Below are 15,354 nucleotides of genomic sequence, written 5' to 3'. Positions count from 1 at the left end.
CTGTCCGGTTACGGGGAACGCTACCTCCTGCCCCCGACACCGGATCCCGCTGAACGGAACATGCAACCGGGTCCGGGGGTCCGTACGCAAATCCCGGACGGGGCCGGTGGTGGGGAGGGGCGCGCGGTCCGCGGGGCGGGAGGGGCGGCGGTGCGCGGTGGGTGAAGCGTGGGTGAAGCGGTGGGGGCGCGGCGGGGGACGCGGTGGGTAAAGGGGGTGCAAAGGGACGTCGCAAGGGGGCAGGTGGTCACGGAACGGGCAACCCGCTTGACCTCTCCTCTGCCTGAGGCAGACTTTCTGCATCAGGCAGGCACCCGGGGGAGATCCAGCATGACCGAATACGGCGGCCAGGACGACTACGCCGGCCGATCCGTGGGAGGCGGCCGCTACCGGCTTCTCGACCTGCTGGGCACGGGCGGCATGGCCTCCGTCCACCTCGCCCACGACACCGTCCTCGACCGCCAGGTCGCGGTGAAGACGCTCCACACCGAGCTGGGCCGCGAGGACTCCTTCCGCGAGCGCTTCCGCCGCGAGGCCCAGGCCGTCGCCCGGCTGTCGCACCAGAACGTCGTCTCCGTCTTCGACACGGGCGAGGACCGCTTCGCGGGCGACGGCGGCGGCCCCGTGCCGTACATCGTCATGGAGTACGTCGAGGGCCGCCCGCTGCGCTCGGTGCTCGACGAGGACGTGGCCCAGTTCGGCGCGATGCCCACGGAGAAGGCGCTGCGGATCGTCTCGGACGTGCTGGCCGCGCTCGACGCCAGCCACGAGATGGGCCTCGTCCACCGCGACATCAAGCCGGGGAACGTCATGATGACGCGCCGCGAGCAGGTCAAGGTGATGGACTTCGGCATCGCCCGCGCCGTGCAGTCGGGCGTCACGTCGATGACGCAGACGGGCATGGTCGTCGGCACCCCGCAGTACCTCTCCCCTGAACAGGCCCTGGGCCGCGGCGTCGACGCCCGCTCCGACCTGTATTCGGTGGGCGTGATGCTCTTCGAGCTGCTGACCGGCCGGCTGCCGTTCGACGCCGACTCGCCGCTGGCCATCGCGTACGCGCACGTGCAGGAGCCGCCGCCGGCGCCGTCGTCGATCAACATGACGGTGCCCCCGGTGGTCGACGCGCTGGTGGCGCGGGCGCTGGCCAAGAACCCCGACGAGCGGTTCCGCAGCGCCGAGGAGATGCGCGAGGAGGTGCGCCGGGCGGGCGGCATGACGCCGCCGGGCGCGATGCCGTCCGTCGTCGCGGGGGCGCACGCGCGCGACTCGGGCGCGGGGGTCGGCTCGGCGGTCTTCCCGCCGGTCAACCCGTACCACTCGCCGCCGCCCGGCGCCCCCACCCCGTACCAGCCGATGCAGCAGCAGGGCTTCGGCCCGCCGCAGCCTCAGCAGCAGCAGCCGCACGGCGGGTACGCGACGCCCCAGCCGTACTCGCTCAGCCCGCAGGGCGCGCCGGGCGGGGGTCACGGCGGTGGCAAGGGGAACCGGAACGCCGCGGTCATAGGGCTGACCGTCGTCATCGCCATGGTGGTGATCGCGGCCACCGCCATCATCCTCGTCCTCAACGGAGGCGACGACGGCGACCCCGAGGCCAAGCCGACCGGCCAGACGGAGCAGCCCACCTCCGACCCGACCGCCGGCCCCGGGGACGACAGCGGCGGCGAGGGCGACGCCGGCGGCAAGGGCGAGAACGAGATGATCCCGCCGGACCGCTCCCGCACGATCGACAAGACCCGCTGCACGGAGCCGATGACCGACCCCCAGAACGAGAAGCTGGTCCGGGTGCCGGACTTCACCTTCAAGGACTACCAGTCGGTGCGCGAGTGCCTGCGCGCCGCGCAGTGGTCGTACGAGGTGGACGAGGAGCCCGACGAGCTGTGGGGCAAGGACACCGTGCTGGAGCAGAACTTCGACGAGTACGACGACTACTTCGACCCGTCGAAGGACAAGCTGGAGCTGGTCATCGCGACGGGGTACAAGCAGTAGTACGCCCCGTCCCGCACAGGACTACGGGCCGGTCCGTACCGCGGTACGGACCGGCCCGGTGCCGTGTGGAGGCCGGGACTCGCGCGTCAGAGGTACGGGCCGCCGGTGCGCCCGTGCTCGGGACCCATCTCGCCCTGGTCGTCGCCGCCGAGGCCGCCGCCGGCCGGCAGCGCCCGGCGCATCTGCTCCAACTGCGCCCGCGCGGCCATCTGCTGGGCGAAGAGCGTCGTCTGGATGCCGTGGAAGAGCCCTTCGAGCCAGCCGACCAACTGCGCCTGCGCGATGCGCAGCTCCGCCTCCGTGGGCACGGTCTCGTCGGTGAACGGCAGCGTCAGCCGCTCCAGCTCGTCGATCAGGTCGGGCGCGAGGCCGTCCTCCAGCTCCTTCACGGAACTGGAGTGGATCTCCTTCAGCCGGGCGCGGCTCGCCTCGTCCAGGGGCGCGGCCCGCACCTCCTCCAGCAACTGCTTGATCATGCTGCCGATGCGCATGACCTTCGCCGGCTGCTCGACCTTGTCGGTCAGCGGGATCTCGCGGCCCTCCTCGTCCGCGCCGCCGTCGCCCGGCGCGACGGTCCCGCGTGCCATGCCGTCGGGTCCGACCACCACCACCTGGGGGGTCTCGGGCGGGCGCTCGTTGCTCGGAGTATTCATAGGCCCATTGTCGCGCACGAGCCGGGCGCCGGGGGTATCGGGATCTTGGGCGGCGGGGGCGGACGGGGTCCGGTCGGGTGTGGTCGCTGGTCGGAGGGCTGGGCGCGCCACCAGCCTAGCCGTCCGGCGGACGGCGGAGGTCCAGCATGTGGAAGACCTTGTCGTAGCGGCGCTCCCCGACGGCCACGAACCCGGGCAGCCTGCCGTACTCCGTGAAGCCCAGCGAGCGGTACAGGCGCAGGGCGGCGTCGTTGTCGCCGCGGGCGTCGAGGGTCAGCACCTCGATGCCGGCGGCCCGCGCGTCGGCGACGAGCGCGGCGGCCAGCGCCCGGCCGACCCCGCGGCCGTGCGCCTCGGCGGCGACCGCGAGCTTCTCCAGGTCGGCGTGCGGGCGGTGGGTGGGGCGGGCGTAGCGGAGCCAGTAGCCGAGGCCGAGGAGCCGGTCGCCGAGGTACGCGGCACGCAGCGCGGCGTCGCCCGCGCGGGCGGCGGCGGACACGTCGTCGAGGAGCGCGGCCACGTCAGCGGCGGACGGCGGCTCGACCCAGCCGAGCGCGGCACCGTCGCGGACGAGGTCGGCGAGGAGCCGGTGGGCGGCGGCGGGGAAAGCGGCGGCGAGGCCGGGGGTGGCGGCCAGGGCGGGGGCGGCGAGGAGGGTGAGTTCGTCCGCGGCACTCGCGGCACTCGCGGCCCCACTCGCCCTCACGCCCGCCCCAGGGTATGCGCCTGCGCTGACAACGCCCGGCTCACCGGCATCGCCGGGTGGCCGGTCGCGGAGGCGGGGCGGGGCCGGAGAATCGGCGCCGGGCGCGTTGGCCTGGGCGTTGGTGGGTTTCGCCGGGTCCATGCGGGCAGCGTAGTCGTGCGCTGCGGGCTCAGCGGCGGCGGAGGCGGAGGGCGAAGTACGCCAGGCCCAGGCCGACGAGGGTCATGCCCGTGCCGAGGGGCAGGACGCGGTCCGCCGTGCCGGACCCGCGCCGCTGGACGCGTTCGTCGGCGTCGGCCTGGGCGTCCGGGACGAAGGTGAGGCTCTGCGCCGGGTCGGGGGTGCGGTCGGTGCCGGGGACCGGGGGGTTGCTGCTGCGGTACGGGACGGGGGCGCGGGGAGGTACCGGGCGGGCGTGCGGGTGGTCCGGGTCCGCCTGGCGGGCGCCGGGGGCGGAGGCACGGGGGCGGGGGCTGCGGGGGCGGTCGCGTTCGGCGCGGGGCTGGTCGGCGTCGCGGCGCTTGCCGTGGGGGGAGGGCGTGGGCGCGGGGGAGCGGTCGGAGCGCGGCGGGCGGTCAGGACGGTCCCGGTGCGGTGCCGAGGAGTCGGGGCGGGGGGTGCGGTCTTCGCCGGGAGGCTGGGGGCGGTCCGGGCGGTCCGGGCGGTCCGGGCGGTCGGGACGGTCAGGGCGCTCGGGGCGCTCGGGGCGCTCGGGGCGCTCGGGGCGGTCAGGGCGCTCGGGGCGGTCAGGACGCTCGGGGCGGTCAGGACGCTCGGGGCGCTCGGGCCGGGGTGGTGCGGTGATGTCGCCGGGGGGTGCAGCGGGGTGGGGGTGACCGGGGTGGCGGCGTCCTTCGCCGGCGCCGTTGCCGGCGAGGCCGCCGGGGCGGCGGGGGCGGTCGGGTTCGCCGTCGGCGTCCGCGTCGGGAGGACGCGCCGCGGTGCCGCGGAGGGCGTCCGCGATACGGGACCGGCCGGCTGCGGAGCCGGGCCGGTCGTCTGTCGCGCCGGGTCGGCGGTGTGCGGACCCCGGTCGGTCGTCCGTGACGCCCGGTCGGAGGTCGGTCGCGCGGAGCCGGGCGGCTGCGCCGCGGGAGCGGCCGGCCGCGGGCCCGGGGCTGCCGTCTGCCGCGCGGGGCCGTCCGTCCGCAGCGCCGGGGCGGCCGGCCGCGGAGTCGGCGTACCGCGGCGGCGCGGCGGGGCCGCGGAGGGCTGCGGCGCTCGCCGGAGGGCCGGCGAGACGGGCGGGCTGCGCCGCCGTGACGGCCCGTGGCGTCTCGTGCGGGGTTCCGGTCGGCGCCGCCTCGCTCACCCCGTACACGACCGCCTGCCCCGCCACCACCCCCTGCCACAGCGTCACCGCCACCACCCCGGCCGCGAGGCGCAGGCGACGTGCGGGAGCAGCCACGGCGGGGACCCTTCCGTGCCGGCAGTGCTGACGTGACCAGAGTCACATAAGCCAATAAAGCCGACATTCGGGGCTACGCCGTACGGGTACCCACCCGCACGGCGCACCGCCCGTCCCTCACGTCGTCAGCAGCAGCTTCCCCACGTGCGCGCTCGACTCCATCACCCGGTGCGCCTCCCCCGCCTGCTGCACCGGCAGCGTCCGGTCCACGATCGGCCGCACCCGGTCCGCCTCCACCAGCGGCCACACGTGCTCCCGTACCGCCGCCACGATCGCCGCCTTCTCGCCCGGCGGCCGCCCCCGGAGCGAGGTCGCCGTGATCGCCCCGCGCTTGGCCAGCAGCGCCCCGAGGTTCAGCTCCCCCTTCGCGCCGCCCTGCAGCCCGATCACCGCGATCCGGCCGTTGACCGCCAGCGCCTTCACGTTCTGCGCCAGATACGCGGCCCCGACGATGTCCAGGATCACGTCCGCGCCCGCGCCCCCCGTGGCGGCCCGCACCTCCTTGACGAAGTCCTGCTCGCGGTAGTTGATCAGCACGTCCGCGCCCAGTTCGCGGCAGTACTCCAGCTTCTCCACGCTGCCCGCCGTCACCGCCACCCGGGCGCCGACCGCCTTGGCCAGTTGCACCGCCATCGTGCCGATGCCGCTGCCGCCGCCGTGCACGAGCAGCGTCTCGCCGGGGCGCAGATGCGCGATCATGAACACGTTCGACCAGACCGTGCACGCCACTTCGGGCAGCGCGGCGGCGGTGACGGCGTCGTGCCCGCGCGGTACGGGCAGCAGTTGCCCGGCGGGCACCGCGACCAGCTCCGCGTACCCGCCGCCGGCGAGCAGCGCGCACACCTCGTCGCCGACCTGCCAGCCGGCCACGCCGGCGCCGAGCGCGGCGATCCGGCCGGCGCACTCCAGTCCCGGGTACGGGGATGCCCCGGCGGGCGGCTCGTAGAACCCCTGGCGCTGCAGCACGTCGGCGCGGTTCACGCCGGCGGCGGCCACCTCGATCAGCACTTCGCCTTCCGCCGGCACGGGGTCGGGGACCTCGGCCCAGACGAGCGAATCGGGGCCGCCTGGCTCTGAGATGGTGATGGCATGCATGGAGTGGACGCTACTACTCCGCGTCGTCCGTGCCGCCCCCGTCCTCCCCCGGACCGCGGTCGCCGTTCCGGTTCCGGCCGCGGTCGCGGTCCCGGTCGCGGCCCCGGTCCACGCCGCCCAACTCCCCGTGCGCGCCGTAGCCCCTGGCGCCGCGGGGGTCGCGGGGGTCGCGGATGTCCTCGTAGTCCCGGTAGCCGCGGTCCCGGCGCCCGCCCAGGTCCCAGCCACCCTCGCGGGTGACTATGCGCTCCTTCTCCGGCGTCGTCGCAGGTCCGGCGGCCCGGCTGATGGTGATCAGACGGTCCGTCATCTCCAGCCGGCCGACGTCCGGATCGTCGTACGCCATCAGCCGGTGCCCGCGCTTGACCGCCACCACCAAGTCGTCGGTCTCGCGCGGGTGGAGGCCCGACTCCGCCTTGGTCGCCGGGCGCTCGATGAGATCCAGCCCCGAGCCCTGCACGATCAGGTCCTCCAGCACCGTGCCCGCGCTGGGGCTCAGCACCGACAGGCCGAGGAGCCGGCCCGCCGCGCTGGAGCTGGTGATCACCGCGTCCGCGCCGGACTGGCGCAGCAGCGGGGCGTTCTCCTCCTCCCGCACCGCCGTCACGATCTTGGCCCGCGGGTTCAACTGCCGGACCGTCAGCGTCACCAGCACCGCCGTGTCGTCGCGCTGCGGCGAGATGACGAACTGCGCGGCCCGCTGTCCCTCGGCGCGCAGCAGCACGGCGGAGCGCGTCGCGTCGCCGACGACGCCGGCGAAGCCGTCGGCGTTGGCCGCCTCGATGACCTTGCTGCTCGGGTCGATGATCACGACCTGGCTCTTGTCGAGCCCCTTCGCGCGCAGCGTCTGCAGCGCGGAGCGGCCCTTCGTGCCGTAGCCGACGATGACGGTGTGATCGCGCAACGTGGACCTCCAGCGATCGAGCCGCCACTGCTGGCGGGTGCGCTCGGTGAGCACCTCAAGGGTGGTGCCGACGAGGATGATCAGGAAGAGCACGCGCAGCGGGGTCACCACGAGGACCGTGGTGAGCCGGGTGCCCGGGGTGGCGGGGACGATGTCGCCGTAGCCGGTGGTGGAGAGCGAGACGGTCGCGTAGTACGCGGCGTCCAGCAGGCCGACCTTGCCGCCGGCGTTGTCGTGGTAGCCGTCGCGGCCGAGGTAGACGACGAAGATCGCGAGGCCGAGGACGAAGAGCGCGGCCAGGATGCGGCCGCCGACCTGGCGCAGCGGGGCGCGGGGGCGGCGGGGCAGGGCGACGCGTTGGTCGGGGTATTTCACGCGGAGCCTGCCGGGGTCGCGGCCGCGGGGGTGGCGGCCCAGGGGAGGCGGAGGACGCGTACGGGAGTGCCGGCGGGGGCGCCGCCGGGCGGGACGACGGCGAGGGCGTCGGCGACGGCGAGGCCGCGGAGCATGGCGGGTCCCGTGAAGCGCAGGGGGCGCGCGGCGAGGTAGGGGGCGCCGGAGGCCGCGGCGCGGACGGGCGCGGCGTGGGCGCCGCGCGCGGGGGTACGTGCCGGGCGCTGGGCGCCCGGGGGCGGGATCTGCGCGGCGGGTGCGGTGGGCGCGGAGCGCTCGGTACACGCGGGCCGGTGCGCCGCGGGTGCGTGCGCGCCCTGCTCCAGGGCGACCGGCACCAGCCGGGTGTCCGTCGGGTGCCCCTTCACGTCCGCGGTGAGCACCGCCTCGGGCGGCTCCGGCACGGGTGCGCCGCCGAGCACGCGCACCAGCGGCTCGGCGAGCGTGAGGAGCCCGGAGACCGCCGCCAGCGGGTTGCCGGGCAGCCCCACGACGTGGGCACCGGTCGGCAGCACCGCGAGCAGCATCGGGTGCCCCGGCCGTACCGCGACGCCGTCGACGACGAGGTCCGCCTTGAGGCGGCGCAGGGTGCCGTGGACGTGGTCGACCGGGCCCGCGGCGGTGCCGCCGGTGGTGACGACGACGTCCGCGGTGGACGTGGCGACGGCCTCGTACAGCAGCTCCGCGTCGTCCCCCAGGCGCCGGGTGACGAACGGCTCGGCGCCGCACGCGCGCAGCCACGGCTCCAGCATCGGGCCGAGCGCGTCGCGGATCCGGCCCTCGCGGGGCAGGCCGCGGTGCAGCAACTCGGCGCCGAGGACGAGGATCTCGACGCGGGGGCGGCGGACGACGCGCAGCTCGTCGTGGCCCGCGGCGGCGGCGAGCCCGAGGACGGCGGGGGTGACGCGCTCGCCGGCGGGCAGCAACTCGGCGCCCGCGCGGCACTCCTGGCCGCGGGGGCGGATGTCCTGGCCGGTGCGGACGTCCTGGGCGGCGGTGGCCCCGGTGGCGTAGAGGCTGCCGTCGTCGCGGAGTTCGGCGTGCTCGGAGCGGAGGACGCCGGTGGCGCCGGGCGGGACGCGGGCGCCGGTCGCGATGCGGACGGCGTGGCCGTCGGGCAGCGCGGGGTGGGCGGCGTGGCCGGCGAGGATGCCCTGGCCGGAGGCGTCGAGCCGCCAGGGGCCCGGCCCCGCGACGGCGTAGCCGTCCATGGCGGAGGTGTCGAAGGGGGGCAGGTCGGCGAGCGCCCTGAGCGGTTCGGCGAGCACCTGCCCGTACGCCCCGGCCACCGGCACCGCGACGGCACCCAGCCGCCGCCCGGACCGCACGGCCACCCGGCGGGCGGCGTCCCAGGACAGCCCGCGCGGGTCGCCCGGCTCCGGCCGGGCGCGCCCGGCGAGCCCGAGGGCGACGTCCAGCGGATCCCCGCCGCGCCCCGATCCGGTACGCGCCGCGGGCGCACCGGCGCCGTCGGAGCCCGCACGCCCGTCGGGGCGCGGCCCCGGGCCCGTACGGGGAGAGGCTGCGGCGGAGTCGCCGCCGCTTTCCCGGGGGTTGCGGTCGGAGCCCTCACGCGCCAGGCGAGGCCCGCGGCGCCCGGAGCCTGCCCCTGCCCCCGGCACGGCGGGCCCGTCCCCGGCGCCCGGCTCAGAACCCGGGGCACCTCCACGACCCCCGCCGGTCACGCGCCCCTCGGCGCGAGGCCCCGGACTTGTACGCGCCGCAGGCGCGCCGAAACCGTCCCCGCGCTCCCGGGGACCACGGTCCGGACGTGCACCGGCAGCGCGCCCCTCGGCGCGACGACCCGTCGCACCGCGCGCGGCAGCGCCGTCCGGGCCGTTCCGGTCCGTGAACGCCAGGGCGTCGCCGAACTCGTCCGTGCGCGCCCCCTCCCGGGACGTACCCGGCCGGACGCGGCCGGCGGGAGCCTCGGGCGGCGGGGTGTCGGCGAGGGTGAAGGCGTCGCCGTAGGTGGCGGCCAGGTCGCGGCGGTCGTTCGCCAGCGCCAGCGCGTCCGCGAACTCGTCGCCGCGGGCCCCGCTTTCGCCGTCGCTCCCGTTCCCGCTGCCGCTTCCGGCGCCCGTCCTCGGGGTGCGCCGGTCGCCGCGCCGACCAGACGTCATGTGCCCGACCGGCCCTCCTCGGCCGCCTCCTCCGCCCACCGCTCCGTCAGCGCCGTGACCTTGCGCGCCGCTTCCGCGACCGCCTCGGGGCCGCCGCCGGCCCGCCCCGCCGCGTAGCCGACGAGGAACGTCGTCAACGGCGCCGCGGGGCGGGCCACTCCGTGCGCGGCGTCGCGCGCGAGGTCGAGCAGGACGCGGGTGTCCACCTCGGTGTCGAGACCGAGTTCTTCCTTCACCGCTGCGAGCCATTCATCCAGCACGTGCCCATGCTCCCTGATCCGGTCCCTGGCCGTGGCCAGATCTTCCCAGGTGTCGCAGTCGAACGTGGCACCGGATGCCGACCGGACGAGCGTCAGCTCCCCGGTGAGCAGCCGCAGCGGCAGCCCGGCGACCCCTCCGTACTCGACGGCAAGCAGCGCGAGGCCGCGCCGCAGCGACTCGCTCCGGTACGCCGCGACCAGCGGCTGGTCGCGCCCGGCGCCGTCCACGAGCATCGCCCCGTCCACGCCGTCGCCGGCCGCCGCGAGCGATGCGCGGAGGGTGCGGACCGTGCCGTCGTCCAGGAACGGCAGGTCGGCGGAGAGCAGCACGACGGTATCGGCGGAGGTGAACGGCAGCGCGGCGGCCAGCGCGGCGACGGGGCCGCCGCCTGGCGGCGCCTCGCGGGTCCACGTCACCGGCCGGACCGTGGGACGCCGGGGCCCCACGACGACGGTCTGCCCGGCGCCGCGGCACGCGCGCAACACCCGGTCCAGCAGGGTCCGCCCGCCGACGCGCAGGGCCATCTTGTCGACCCCGCCCAGCCGCCGTGCGGCGCCTCCGGCGAGCACGACGGCGGCGTACGCCCCGGCCGCCCCGGCGCCCGCACCCGCGTGCGCCGCCCCGGACCCCGTACCACCGGACTCCTCCATGGCACGGGACCCTACCCGCCGTGCGCCGTTCCGCTAGAGGGCCCTGAGCAGCACCGCGGGATGCTCGACGCAGTCGGCCACGTACCGCAGGAAGCCGCCCGCCGTGCCGCCGTCGCACACCCGGTGGTCGAACGTGAACGACAGCTCCACCACGCGCCGCACCGCCAACTCGCCGCGGTGCACCCACGGCTTCTCCGCGATCCGCCCCACGCCGAGCATGCCCGCCTCGGGGTGGTTGAGGATCGGGGTCGAGCCGTCGACACCGAAGACTCCGTAGTTGTTCAGCGTGAACGTGCCGCCGGTCAGCTCCGCGGGCGTCAGCGTGCCGGCCCGCGCCGCCTCCGTCAGCCGCGCCATCTCCGCGGAGAGGCGCTCGGCGGAGAGCGCGTGCGCGTCGCGTACGACCGGGACGACGAGCCCGCGGTCCGTCTGCGCGGCGAACCCGAGGTGGACGGCGGGCAGCCGGACTATCTCGCGGCCTTGCACCGTGGAGTTCAACTCGGGGTAGCGCGCGAGCGCGGCGGTGCAGACGCGGCCGAGCAGCGCGAGCAGCGACACCGCGGGGCGGTCCCCCGCCGCGGCGTTCATCGCCCGCCGGGCGTCGAGCAGTTCCGTCGCGTCGGCGTCCACCCAGCACGTGACATCGGGGATCTCCCGGCGGCTGCGCGACAGCTTGTCGGCGATGGCCCCGCGCACTCCCCGCAGCGGCACCCGCTCGCCCTCGGCGAGCCCGGCACCCGCGGCCACGGCCCCGGCCGTTCCTCCATCAGCGGTACGGGCCCCGGCGCCGACTGCCCCGTCATCGACGGCCGTACGTCCTACAGCAGCAGCGGCACCGCGCCCCGCGGGCGTCCCGGCCCGTACCGCGGCCTCGACGTCGGCGCGCAGGATCAGCCCGTGCGGCCCGCTGCCGGTGATCGCACGCAGGTCGAGGCCGGACTCCCGGGCGATCCGCCGTACCAGCGGCGAGATGACCGCCACCGGCCCGTCCGCCGGGACCTCGGGCGCCTTCGCGCCCCGCGGTGCCGGCGCGCCCGCGCCGGGACGGACCGGGCCGCCGCCCAGTGAGGTTCGCCCGGCACCTGCGCTCCGCCGCCGCCTGCGCGCACCGCCCGCGCTCGTGCCGTAGCCGACGAGGACGTTGCCCGAGCCTCCCGTCTCCTCCCCGGCGAACTCCGCCGCGGCCCGCGCGTCGGCCACCACGCCGTCGGCCCGTGCGCCGTCGGCCCGTACGCCGTCAGTGCCCGCCGGACCGCCGTCCGCCGCACCCGCGCCGCGGATCCTGTCCTCGATCCGGTCCCGGTATCCGCCGCCGGATCCGGAGCCGGTGCCGGCCTCCACCGCCACCGTGACCAGAACGGACCCCACCGGCACCTCCGTGCCCGGGTCGCCGTGGCGGGCGGTGACCACGCCCCCGTAGGGGCACGGCACCTCGACCATCGCCTTGGCCGTCTCCACCTCCACCACCGGCTGGTCGACGGCGATGACGTCGCCCACGTCCACCAGCCAGGTGACGATCTCCGCCTCCGTCAGGCCCTCCCCCAGGTCGGGCAGCGCGAACTCGCGGACCTCCGGCATCAGCCGCCCTCCGTCCACTCGGCCTCCCACTGCAGCCGCGACACCGCGTCCAGCACGCGGTCCACGCCCGGCAGGTGGTGCTTCTCCAGCATCGGCGGCGGATACGGGATGTCGAGGCCGGCGACGCGCAGCACGGGCGCCTCCAGGTAGTGGAAGCACCGCTCGCCGATGCGGGCGGCGATCTCGCCGCCGGGGCCGGCGAAGCCGGGCGACTCGTGGACGACGACGGCCCGGCCCGTGCGCCGTACGGACGCCGTCACCGTCTCCTCGTCGAACGGCACCAGGGAGCGCAGGTCGACGACCTCCAGGTCCCAGCCCTCCTCCCGCGCGGCCTCGGCGGCCTCCAGGCAGACCGGCACCGACGGCCCGTACGTCACGAGCGTCGCCGTCGTGCCCGGCCGGCGCACCACCGCGCGGCCGATGCCGGGCACCTCCTCGGGACGGTCGGGGTCCCAGCCGGCCTTCGACCAGTAGAGCCGCTTGGGCTCCATGAAGACCACGGGGTCGTCGGAGGCGATGGCCGCGCGCAGCAGCCCGTAGGCGTCGGCGACGGTGCCGGGCGTCACCACGTGCAGCCCGGGGGTGGCCATGTAGTACGCCTCGGAGGAGTCGCCGTGGTGCTCCACGCCGCCGATGCCGCCGCCGTACGGGACGCGGATGGTCAGCGGCATCGGGGTGGCCCCCCGGGTCCGGTTGCGCATCCGGGAGACGTGGCTGACGAGTTGCTCGAACGCCGGGTAGCCGAAGGCGTCGAACTGCATCTCGACCACGGGCCGCAGCCCGTACATCGCCATCCCCACCGCCGTGCCGAGGATGCCGGCCTCGGCCAGCGGGGTGTCCGCGCAGCGGTCCTCGCCGAACTCCTCGGCCAGGCCCTGGGTGATGCGGAAGACGCCGCCGAGCTGCCCGACGTCCTCGCCCATGACGTGGACCGCGGGGTCGGCTGCCATGGCGTCGCGCATCGCGCGGGTGAGGGCCTGCGCCATGGTGGCGGGCTTGCGTCCGGCTGCGGTGCCGGCGACGGCCGTCGTCGTCATCGCTCGCCCTCCTCCGCCTGGAGCTCCGCCTCCAGCTCCGCGCGGAGCATGCTCTCCTCCGCGCGGAGCTGCGGGGTCGGCTCGGTGTAGACGTGCGCGAAGAGGTCCATCGGGTCCAGCTCGGCGTCGGCGTGCAGCCGCTCGCGCATGCCCGCCGCCAGCTCCTCCGCGGCCGCGCGGGCCGCGGCGGCGCCCGCCTCGTCGAGCAGCCCGCGGCCGGTCAGCTCGGCCTCCAGCAGCGCGATGGGGTCGTGCGCCCGCCAGGGCTCGACCTCGCTGTCCGTGCGGTACCGCGTGGCGTCGTCGGCGTTGGTGTGCGCGTCCATCCGGTACGTGACGGCCTCGACCAGCGTCGGGCCGCCACCGCCCCTGGCCCGCTCGACGGCCTCGGCGAGGACCTCGTACGCGGCGACCACGTCATTGCCGTCGACGAGGCGGCCCGGCATCCCGTACCCCACGGCCTTGTGGGCGAGGGAGGGGGCGGCGGTCTGCTTGGCGAGGGGGACGGAGATCGCGAAGCCGTTGTTCTGCACGAGGAAGACCACGGGGGCACGCCAGACGGCGGCGAAGTTCAGCGCCTCGTGGAAATCGCCCTCGCTGGTGCCGCCGTCGCCGACCATGGCGAGGGCGACCACGTCGTCACCCTTGAGCTGCGCGGCGCGGGCGAGGCCGACCGCGTGCGGGAGCTGGGTGGCGAGCGGGGTGCACAGCGGGGCGATGCGGTGCTCCGCGGGGTCGTACCCGGTGTGCCAGTCGCCGCGGAGCAGGGTGAGGGCCTGCACGGGGTCGAGGCCGCGGGCGACGGCCGCGAGCGTGTCCCGGTAGCTGGGGAAGAGCCAGTCCTGCGGGCGCAGGGCGCGGGCGGCGGCGACCTGGCAGGCTTCCTGGCCGGTCGTGGACGGGTAGACGGCCAGGCGGCCCTGCTTGGTGAGGGTGGTGGCCTGTTCGTTGTACCGCCGGCCGGTGACCAGCGCGCCGTACAGCTCGCGGAGCAGTCCGGCGTCGCTTTTCTCCGCGGCGGAGGTGCCGAGCACGCGGTAAGGCTCGGGGTCGGGCAGCAGGGGGGCCGCTTCCGTACGCGGCTTCCAGGCCGGCGGGGGCGCCGGTTGGTACGCGCGGCCGGGCTGCTCAAGAACCGTCATGACGTCCACCTCCTTGTGGGCGTGGCTGAGTCCTCATGCACTCCCTACCGATTGTTCGGTTGACGGCACATTTTGGCTACAGGGAACCCCAGCCTGTGGACAAACGGTTCTGCACAGCTTCCAATACCAGCAGGTCGTCCAGACAGGGGAGGCGGTACGGCATGGCGGAAGAACAGTTGGCAGACGACACCCCTGACCTGCCCGCGCCCGCCCCGGCGGTGCCCGCGCCGCGCCCACCGGCCCGCCGCCTCGACTCCGTCGACCGCGAGATCGTCCGCATCCTGCGCGCCGACGGCCGCGCCTCCGTACGCTCCGTGGCCGAGCAGGTCCACGTCTCCCGCGCCAACGCCTACGCCCGGATCAACCGCCTCATCGACGACGGCGTGATCCGCGGCTTCGCCGCCCGTATCGACCAGGAGCGGGCGGGACAGGGGACGTCCGCGTACATCACGCTGAAGATCGTCCAGAACACCTGGCGCACCGCCCGCCGCCAGCTCGAACAACTGCCGGGCGCGGCGCACATCGCGCTCGTCGGCGGGGACTTCGACGTGCTGCTGCTGGTGCACACGGAGGACAACCGCGCGCTGCGCGACCTGGTGCTGACCCGGATCCAGTCGATCCCGGAGGTGCTCTCGACGCGCACGCTGCTGGTCTTCGAGGAGACGGACGTGCAGAACGACCTGCTGAGCTGAGTACGGGCCCGGAGCCCCGCCCCGGCTGGGTACGGGCCGGGCCGTCCGCCGTCAGGTCCGCAGGCCGGCGAAGGCCAGCGTCACCACGGCCGCCGTGACCTCGGCGTCGTCGTGCGCGTTGCCCGCACGCGGGCGGTACCACTCCGCGATCGAGTTGATCATGCCGAAGAGCAGGCGCGTGGCCAGCCGGACGTCCACGTCGGCGCGGAGGTCGCCGTCCGCCACCGCCTCCTTGAGCAGCGCCGCCACCCGGGCGTCGAACTCGCGCCTGCGCTCCATCGCCCAGCGCTCCGTCTCGGTGTTGCCGCGGACGCGCAGCAGCAGCGTCACGTACGGCAGCTCCGCCATCAGCACCGCGGTCGTGCCCCGGGCCACGGCCTCCAGCCGGTCCACCGCCCGGCCGGTGCGCGCCGCGGGCTCGTCGAGGACGCCGAAGAGGCCGTCGAGCGCCCGGCTGACCGCGCGGTGGAGCAGCTCCTCCTTGCCGCGCACGTGGTGGTATATCGAGGACTTGGAGATGCCCGCGGCGCGCGAGAGGTGTTCCATCGAGGTGCCGTCGTAGCCCCGCTCCAGGAAGACCTCGACGGCCACGGCGAGCAGCGTCTCGGGGGTGTACGTGTCCCGTTTCGCGCCGCTCCGCGCGCCTGTCCGCCTGCTCTCGGCCACTTATCCACAGCCTCTCTTGCCCCGACCGATCATTCGGTTACTCTAGCCGCGAAGCCCGAT

Annotated in this window: 12 protein-coding genes and 1 pseudogene; 2 read left to right on the top strand and 11 right to left on the bottom strand. The window is 75.9% G+C overall.

Features of this window, described 5'->3' with window-relative positions; translation table 11 throughout:
- Window positions 1–330: 330 nt before the first annotated feature.
- The gene (locus tag DMB38_RS17420) at window positions 331–1,986 is read left to right on the top strand and encodes a protein kinase (protein ID WP_125935960.1); all 1,656 of its coding nucleotides are present in this window, start codon (window positions 331–333) and stop codon (window positions 1,984–1,986) included.
- Between the two features lie 86 nt (window positions 1,987–2,072).
- Here the strand turns inward: DMB38_RS17420 and DMB38_RS17415 are convergent, their stop codons facing one another.
- The 10 genes and pseudogenes from DMB38_RS17415 to pdhA all read right to left on the bottom strand — a co-directional run bounded on the left by DMB38_RS17415 (window position 2,073) and on the right by pdhA (window position 13,936).
- Window positions 2,073–2,639 (bottom strand): bacterial proteasome activator family protein, encoded by a 567-nt coding sequence (locus tag DMB38_RS17415; protein ID WP_125935959.1) that lies wholly within the window; start codon window positions 2,637–2,639, stop codon window positions 2,073–2,075.
- 115 nt (window positions 2,640–2,754) lie between these two features.
- Entirely contained in the window at window positions 2,755–3,276 is a 522-nt protein-coding gene (locus DMB38_RS17410) for a GNAT family N-acetyltransferase (RefSeq protein ID WP_125939096.1), read from the bottom strand.
- Window positions 3,277–3,514: 238 nt separating this feature from the next.
- On the bottom strand, window positions 3,515–4,753 hold the full coding sequence (locus DMB38_RS36150) for a hypothetical protein (protein ID WP_164716029.1): 1,239 nt from the start codon (window positions 4,751–4,753) through the stop codon (window positions 3,515–3,517).
- Between the two features lie 117 nt (window positions 4,754–4,870).
- Window positions 4,871–5,848, bottom strand: coding sequence for an NAD(P)H-quinone oxidoreductase (locus DMB38_RS17400; protein ID WP_047016845.1), 978 nt, complete (start codon window positions 5,846–5,848; stop codon window positions 4,871–4,873).
- Between the two features lie 274 nt (window positions 5,849–6,122).
- Window positions 6,123–7,169, bottom strand: a pseudogene (locus DMB38_RS17395) (potassium channel family protein); the annotation flags it as partial.
- Window positions 7,124–9,268: a molybdopterin molybdotransferase MoeA gene (locus DMB38_RS17390; RefSeq protein ID WP_240662327.1), complete on the bottom strand. Its 2,145-nt coding sequence runs from the start codon at window positions 9,266–9,268 to the stop codon at window positions 7,124–7,126. The pseudogene DMB38_RS17395 and the gene DMB38_RS17390, both read right to left, overlap by 46 nt.
- Window positions 9,265–10,179 (bottom strand): DUF6457 domain-containing protein, encoded by a 915-nt coding sequence (locus DMB38_RS17385; protein ID WP_125935957.1) that lies wholly within the window; start codon window positions 10,177–10,179, stop codon window positions 9,265–9,267. The genes DMB38_RS17390 and DMB38_RS17385 overlap by 4 nt, the downstream gene beginning before the upstream one ends.
- Before the next feature lie 33 nt (window positions 10,180–10,212).
- Window positions 10,213–11,757: a dihydrolipoamide acetyltransferase family protein gene (locus DMB38_RS17380; protein ID WP_125935956.1), complete on the bottom strand. Its 1,545-nt coding sequence runs from the start codon at window positions 11,755–11,757 to the stop codon at window positions 10,213–10,215.
- The gene (locus tag DMB38_RS17375; protein WP_125935955.1) at window positions 11,757–12,794 is read right to left on the bottom strand and encodes an alpha-ketoacid dehydrogenase subunit beta; all 1,038 of its coding nucleotides are present in this window, start codon (window positions 12,792–12,794) and stop codon (window positions 11,757–11,759) included. The genes DMB38_RS17380 and DMB38_RS17375 overlap by 1 nt, the downstream gene beginning before the upstream one ends.
- The gene (gene pdhA, locus DMB38_RS17370) at window positions 12,791–13,936 is read right to left on the bottom strand and encodes a pyruvate dehydrogenase (acetyl-transferring) E1 component subunit alpha (protein WP_125935954.1); all 1,146 of its coding nucleotides are present in this window, start codon (window positions 13,934–13,936) and stop codon (window positions 12,791–12,793) included. Before pdhA ends, DMB38_RS17375 begins: the two co-directional genes overlap by 4 nt.
- A 161-nt stretch (window positions 13,937–14,097) precedes the next feature.
- Here pdhA and DMB38_RS17365 point away from each other — a divergent pair, with 161 nt between their 5' ends.
- Window positions 14,098–14,628, top strand: coding sequence for an Lrp/AsnC family transcriptional regulator (locus DMB38_RS17365; RefSeq protein WP_125935953.1), 531 nt, complete (start codon window positions 14,098–14,100; stop codon window positions 14,626–14,628).
- Window positions 14,629–14,679: 51 nt separating this feature from the next.
- On the opposite strand, the gene DMB38_RS17360 is transcribed toward DMB38_RS17365, so the two are convergent.
- Window positions 14,680–15,294, bottom strand: coding sequence for a TetR/AcrR family transcriptional regulator (locus DMB38_RS17360; protein WP_125935952.1), 615 nt, complete (start codon window positions 15,292–15,294; stop codon window positions 14,680–14,682).
- Window positions 15,295–15,354 lie beyond the last annotated feature (60 nt).

This window comes from Streptomyces sp. WAC 06738, assembly GCF_003945505.1.
Classification (GTDB): domain Bacteria; phylum Actinomycetota; class Actinomycetes; order Streptomycetales; family Streptomycetaceae; genus Streptomyces.
Note: the sequence above shows the minus strand (reverse complement) of the source record. Positions and strands in the feature narration are given on the sequence as shown.

Coding starts and splice junctions, on each gene's coding strand:
- DMB38_RS17420 (WP_125935960.1), top strand. CDS start 331: ATGACCGAATACGGCGGCCAGGACGACTACGCCGGCCGATCCGTGGGA.
- DMB38_RS17415 (WP_125935959.1), bottom strand. CDS start 2,639: ATGAATACTCCGAGCAACGAGCGCCCGCCCGAGACCCCCCAGGTGGTG.
- DMB38_RS17400 (WP_047016845.1), bottom strand. CDS start 5,848: ATGCATGCCATCACCATCTCAGAGCCAGGCGGCCCCGATTCGCTCGTC.
- DMB38_RS17390 (WP_240662327.1), bottom strand. CDS start 9,268: ATGACGTCTGGTCGGCGCGGCGACCGGCGCACCCCGAGGACGGGCGCC.
- DMB38_RS17385 (WP_125935957.1), bottom strand. CDS start 10,179: ATGGAGGAGTCCGGTGGTACGGGGTCCGGGGCGGCGCACGCGGGTGCG.
- DMB38_RS17380 (WP_125935956.1), bottom strand. CDS start 11,757: ATGCCGGAGGTCCGCGAGTTCGCGCTGCCCGACCTGGGGGAGGGCCTG.
- DMB38_RS17375 (WP_125935955.1), bottom strand. CDS start 12,794: ATGACGACGACGGCCGTCGCCGGCACCGCAGCCGGACGCAAGCCCGCC.
- pdhA (WP_125935954.1), bottom strand. CDS start 13,936: ATGACGGTTCTTGAGCAGCCCGGCCGCGCGTACCAACCGGCGCCCCCG.
- DMB38_RS17365 (WP_125935953.1), top strand. CDS start 14,098: ATGGCGGAAGAACAGTTGGCAGACGACACCCCTGACCTGCCCGCGCCC.